General features: G+C 58.9%; 4 protein-coding genes. All 4 read left to right on the top strand.

Going from position 1 to position 5,382, the window contains the following annotated elements; translation table 11 throughout:
* Positions 1-370: 370 nt before the first annotated feature.
* Complete coding sequence (locus JAB8_RS16445) at positions 371-1,060, top strand: hypothetical protein (protein WP_083287765.1); 690 nt, start codon at positions 371-373, stop codon at positions 1,058-1,060.
* A 62-nt stretch (positions 1,061-1,122) separates the two neighbouring features.
* Positions 1,123-2,601 (top strand): DUF2868 domain-containing protein, encoded by a 1,479-nt coding sequence (locus JAB8_RS16440; RefSeq protein ID WP_070290624.1) that lies wholly within the window; start codon positions 1,123-1,125, stop codon positions 2,599-2,601.
* Positions 2,598-4,088 (top strand): DUF3482 domain-containing protein, encoded by a 1,491-nt coding sequence (locus tag JAB8_RS16435; RefSeq protein WP_070223770.1) that lies wholly within the window; start codon positions 2,598-2,600, stop codon positions 4,086-4,088. The genes JAB8_RS16440 and JAB8_RS16435 overlap by 4 nt, the downstream gene beginning before the upstream one ends.
* Before the next feature lie 40 nt (positions 4,089-4,128).
* Positions 4,129-5,208, top strand: a complete 1,080-nt coding sequence (locus JAB8_RS16430; RefSeq protein WP_070290623.1) for a tartrate dehydrogenase — start codon at positions 4,129-4,131, stop codon at positions 5,206-5,208.
* The last annotated feature ends 174 nt before the right edge of the window (positions 5,209-5,382 follow it).

The raw sequence follows: 5,382 nt of genomic DNA, 5'->3' as shown, positions 1-5,382 counted from the left end.
CGATGATAGTGCTGCAACCAGTGTGAAAGTAGGTTATCGTCAGGCTTGTTATACGCAGTAAGAGAAAAACCCCGCCGGACTCCGGTGGGGTTTTTTTTCGTCTGGCGGTTTTGCGGGGTGCCGCAGGTGGTTGTCGGCTTACGCTGCGCTAAGCCGACCTACGCCGGCCTGCGCCGACCTGCCAGATCCGCCGATCTACGGTCAGTGTGAGGGGGGCTGACCCCGGCTGTTCAGCAGGCGAAAAAAAGGCAGCGCCGCGCGCTGCCTTTGTCATTTATCACCACATGTTGTGAACGGCGGGCACCGTCATGTTCTCTTCATATTGACACTGTACGATGATGTCCATTCTCATCAAGTAACGTGTGCACCCATGTTGGCCAAGCTTAAACTCGTCAAAACTCCCAAAGGCATCGATAGCATCCTGATGCTGTCGGCCATGCTGATACTCTGGATCGGTAATTACAGCAACCTCGACCTCATGATTGCCGACAGTATGTTCGACGGTGCGCGTGGACAATTTGTCGGCGCTGACAGCGTGTGGGCGCGCAGTTTTCAGATCGGTATGATCTTGCTTGGCGCCGTCATGATCGGGCTGACCGTGTGGGACACCTTGCGTCCGTTGGCCTGGCTTGCTTCGCGTCGCAGCGCCTTGCGCGTGGTGGCGCTGTCGGCTATCTTCGTGCCGCTAAGCATCTATTTGCTCTCTTCCTTCAGCGACGTGCCCTGTCCCACGCATTTGTTGCGTTATGGCGGACTGGAGCCGTACACGCGCCTGCTGGAAACATTGCCAGCCAGCGCATCTGCCATGGCATGCCTGCCTGCTACCCAGGCGAACACTGCCTGGTGGATGCTGGCCTTGCCATTGTTCTGTCTGCCCGGGCGACCACGCATGGCGCTGCTGCTCGCTTGCGTCATGCTGCTGTGCGGTTTGGCGGCAAGCTGGCAGCAACAGTTACAAGGTACGCAATTTTTTACACACACCTTGTGGTCTGCCTGGATTGCTTCTTTCCTGATCTATCTGCTACATCATTTGTTCCGGGCCGAGGACGCGTTGGCCTGAAACACGAAAGTACGTCACAATCTGCCTGTCGAGTTGTCGTTTCATACAAAAACAGGAGCACCATGAACGAGCAGATTGCGAGAGAAGTGGTATTGGTCCGTGCTATCGAGACGGCCGACCAGAAAAAAGAAGTCCTCAGCGAGGATGACCGCATGTATGCCAGCCGCAGTGCGCGTGAGCTTGCGCAGTGGCAAGCTTCGGGCAAGCAGGCCGAAGTCACGGGTGACGATTTCCTGCAGCAGCGTTCCGAGCTGATCCTCAAGCGCATCACCGAGCGCACTCCCGCCTTCGCTGCTTTCGCGAAGCGTCGTAACGGCATGAAAGCCCTGGCGCTGACTTTGCCCCTGCTGGCACTGCTGCTGGGCGCCGGACTGGACCGTATAACGGATCCGCATCGCGTCGACTTGCTGTCGGCGCCCTTGCTGCTGATCATCGCCTGGAATGTGCTGGTCTACCTGGGCTTGCTGATTTGGCTATGCATCCCTTCGCACTCGCTCGGCTGGCCGAAAGCGGGGCTGGTGCGCCACCTGAGCGTGGGTCGCCTTGCCTTGCCGCGCAAACTGCCGCACGCCTTGTCTTCGGGCTTGCTCAGTTTCATGGGCGAGTGGGCGCATTTGAGCGCCAAGCTGACGGCCGCGCGCCTGGGCCGTACCATCCACCTGAGCGCTGCCATGTTTGCCATTGGCGCCGTCGCCTCGTTGTATGCGCGCGGTTTCCTGTCGCAATACGCGGCCGGCTGGGAAAGCACCTTTTTGAATGCCGGCCAGGTGCACAGCCTGCTGTCGACCCTGTTTGCGCCGGCCATTGCCCTGTTTCACTTACAAGGTTTTTCGCTGGCGGAAATCGAAGCGCTGCGCTTCCCGCAAACGACGACCGTCGAAGGCGGCGCACGCTGGGTGCATTTGTATGCGGCGACGATTTTCCTGCTGGTGGTCGTCCCCCGCCTGATCCTGGCCCTGGTCAATAATTGGCGCGCCGCGCGCCTGGCCAGGCAGTTTCCGCTGGATCTCGATCAGCCGTATTTCCGCAAGCTTAATGAAAGCATCGGTGTGGCCACGGGCGGCATGCTGCGCGTCTTGCCGTACAGCTTTACTGTCGATGAGGCACGTCACAAAGGCCTGGGGCAAATCGCCCTCATGCTGTTTGGCGAGCAGGGCCGCATGATGCTGCGTCCATCAACGTCGTATGGCGAAGAGCCGCAGGACGTCTTGCGCGACACGGACTTGAACGATCCACAAGTCAATATCACGGCCGTGCTGTTCAATCTGACGGCGACGCCGGAAAAGGAAAATCACGGGGCCTTCCTCGATTATCTGGTGCAATCGTCGGCGCGCGGCATCGCTGTCCTGATCGACGAGTCCAGCTACCTGGAGCGCGCGGGCGAGCAGGCGGATAACGGCGCGCGTCTGGCGGAACGGGTCGCCTTGTGGCAGCAGTTCTGCCAGTTCCATAAAGCCACGGCCACCGTGGTCAATTTGCTCAACCCTGCCTTGCACCCGCTTGATGCCGGTGTCGGCTTGAAAGTATCGGCAGCAGCATGAGTGTGAACGTGAATAAAGATGTGCAAGATGACGCGGTGCAGATTCAGTTTGCGCTGATTTCGCACACGAATAATGGCAAGACAACACTCGCGCGTACCCTCGTCGGCGTGGATGTGGGCGAAGTGCGCGACGCTGCCCACGTAACCGTGTTTGCCGAATCGCATACCTTGTTGGCCACGCCACAGGGTGATGCTTTGCAATTGTGGGACACGCCCGGCTTTGGCGACTCCGTGCGTCTGCTCAAGCGCCTGGGCCAGTCAGGCAATCCCATCGGCTGGTTTCTGCGTGAAGTGCTGGACCGTTATCGCGACCGCCCGTTTTGGCTCAGCCAGCAGGCGCTGCGCACGGCCAAGGACTCCGCCGACGTGGTGTTGTACCTGGTGAATTCCTCGGAACATCCTAAGGATGCGGGCTACTTGCCGGCGGAAATGAAAATCCTCGCCTGGCTGGATAAGCCTGTGGTGGTCTTGCTCAATCAGATGGGGCCGCCGCGTCCGGGTAATGAGGAACATGGCGAGCAGGCGCGCTGGCGCGAGCATTTGCAGCAGTATCCAATCGTGCGCGATGTCCTGGCGCTCGATGCCTTTGCCCGCTGCTGGGTGCATGAACGCGTGTTTTACGAAGCTGTGGGTAAATTGTTGCCGCAGTCGCAGCAAGCAGGCTATGCGCGTTTGTTTGCTGCCTGGCAAGAGCAGAATACGGCACGTTTCCGGCAGGCGATGCACTTGCTGGCCACGCAACTGGCGGTGGCCGGGCAGGATCGCGAAGCCATCGAGCCCGCCTCTAAGGGGCTGCTGAAATCGGCCTTGCAGGTCGTTGGCATAGGCAAGAACGCAGAGCAGCAACGCCAGGAAAAGGCCATGGCCAGCCTGGTGGCGCGGCTTAATGCGCACAGCGGTATCACTACGCGTGAGCTTTTGATCCTGCACAAACTCGACCCGACCGACGCGCATAAGATCAATAGCCGGATACGGGAGAACTTCGCCGTGCGCGCGCCGATCGACAAGGCGCAAGCCGGGCTATTGGGCGCGATGATTTCCGGTGCGGCGACAGGGCTGTCGGCCGACCTGATTTCCGGCGGCCTGACCTTGGGCACGGGCGCCCTGCTTGGCGGTGTGGTTGGTGCGTTGACGTTTGCGGGCGCAGCCTGGGGCTTTAATTCCGGAACGGACCGCAATGAGCCCACGATGCAATTTACCGATGCCTTCCTGCGCACCTTGGTGGTGGCGGGCGTGCTGCGTTACCTGGCGGTGGCGCACTTTGGCCGTGGCCGCGGCAACTTTGTCGAAAGCGAGGCGCCGGCCTTCTGGCAGGATGAAGTCGAGCAGGCGGTGGCGCGTCATGAGAGCGCATTGGTCGAGTTATGGAAAGAGGTGCGCCGCGCGAAGTCCAATGAACTGGCTGCCGAATGTGTGCAGCCCATCATCACGGCGATCACTGCCGATGTGCTGGCGCGTCTGTACCCGGACGTGACGCAGCAGATGTAAATACGGGCTTCCATCGTCTATTTCCAACAGGGTTTCCCCCATGAGCATACATAAAATCGCCGTCATCGCCGGTGACGGCATTGGCAATGAAGTCATGCCGGAGGGCTTGCGTGTAATTGAAGCGGCCGCCCGCCGTTTCAATATCGACTTGCAGTTTACGACGATGGCATGGGCCAATTGCGACTATTACCTGGAACACGGGCAAATGATGCCCTCGGACTGGTTCGCGCAGCTCAAGGATTTCGACGCCATCTATTTTGGCGCCGTGGGCTGGCCGGACAAGGTGCCCGATCATATCTCGCTGTGGGGTTCATTACTGAAGTTCCGGCGTGAATTCGACGAATACGTCAACTTGCGTCCCGTGCGGCTGATGCGGGGCGTGCCATGTCCGCTGGCGAATAAAAAGCCGGGCGATATCGACTTTTATGTGGTGCGTGAAAACACGGAAGGAGAATATTCATCCGTGGGCGGGCGCATGTTCGAGGGGACAGAACGCGAAATGGTGCTGCAGGAATCCGTGTTTACGCGCAAAGGCGTTGATCGCATCCTGAAGTATGCGTTTGAGCTGGCGCAAAGCCGGCCTAAAAAACACCTGACATCGGCGACCAAGTCGAATGGTATTGCCATCAGCATGCCGTATTGGGATGAACGGGTGGAAGCGATGGCCCCGAGCTTTCCCGAGGTCTGCTGGGATAAATACCATATCGACATCCTGGCGGCCCGCTTTGTATTGAGTCCCGAACGTTTCGACGTGGTGGTCGCTTCGAATCTGTTTGGCGACATATTGTCTGACCTGGGACCTGCGTGCACGGGAACGATCGCCATCGCACCATCGGCCAATATCAATCCGGAGCGGACTTTTCCTTCCGTCTTCGAACCGGTACACGGTTCCGCACCCGACATCTATGGCCAGAATATCGCCAACCCGATCGGCATGATCTGGTCGGGCGCCATGATGCTGGACTTCCTCGGTAATGGCGATGCCAATTACACGGCGGCGCATGACGCGATTGTGCACGCCATCGAGCGGGTGCTCGAGCATGGTCCGCGTACGCCGGATATGGGCGGCAGCGCCAGTACGACCGATGTGGGCATGGCGGTTGCCGAATTGCTGAAATAAAGCTTGCCGCCCTTGAGTGGCTTTGCTATAGTTCGCCTCCCCAATGAGACGCAGTGGTTTTAGCGAAACAGAGGGAGCCGGATGCAGTAGCAAACGGCAAAAAAGAAGGTTGACGAATGAGCCGAAACGCTTCATACTCTTCCTTCTTCGCAGCTGACAAACACAACGCTTTGT

Source organism: Janthinobacterium sp. HH106 (genome assembly GCF_001758725.1).
Taxonomy (GTDB): domain Bacteria; phylum Pseudomonadota; class Gammaproteobacteria; order Burkholderiales; family Burkholderiaceae_D; genus Janthinobacterium.
Note: the sequence above shows the minus strand (reverse complement) of the source record. Positions and strands in the feature narration are given on the sequence as shown.

What these genes read in the sequence shown, in the direction of transcription:
- JAB8_RS16445 (WP_083287765.1), top strand. Translation starts at nt 371, where the DNA reads ATGTTGGCCAAGCTTAAACTCGTCAAAACTCCCAAAGGCATCGATAGC.
- JAB8_RS16440 (WP_070290624.1), top strand. Translation starts at nt 1,123, where the DNA reads ATGAACGAGCAGATTGCGAGAGAAGTGGTATTGGTCCGTGCTATCGAG.
- JAB8_RS16435 (WP_070223770.1), top strand. Translation starts at nt 2,598, where the DNA reads ATGAGTGTGAACGTGAATAAAGATGTGCAAGATGACGCGGTGCAGATT.
- JAB8_RS16430 (WP_070290623.1), top strand. Translation starts at nt 4,129, where the DNA reads ATGAGCATACATAAAATCGCCGTCATCGCCGGTGACGGCATTGGCAAT.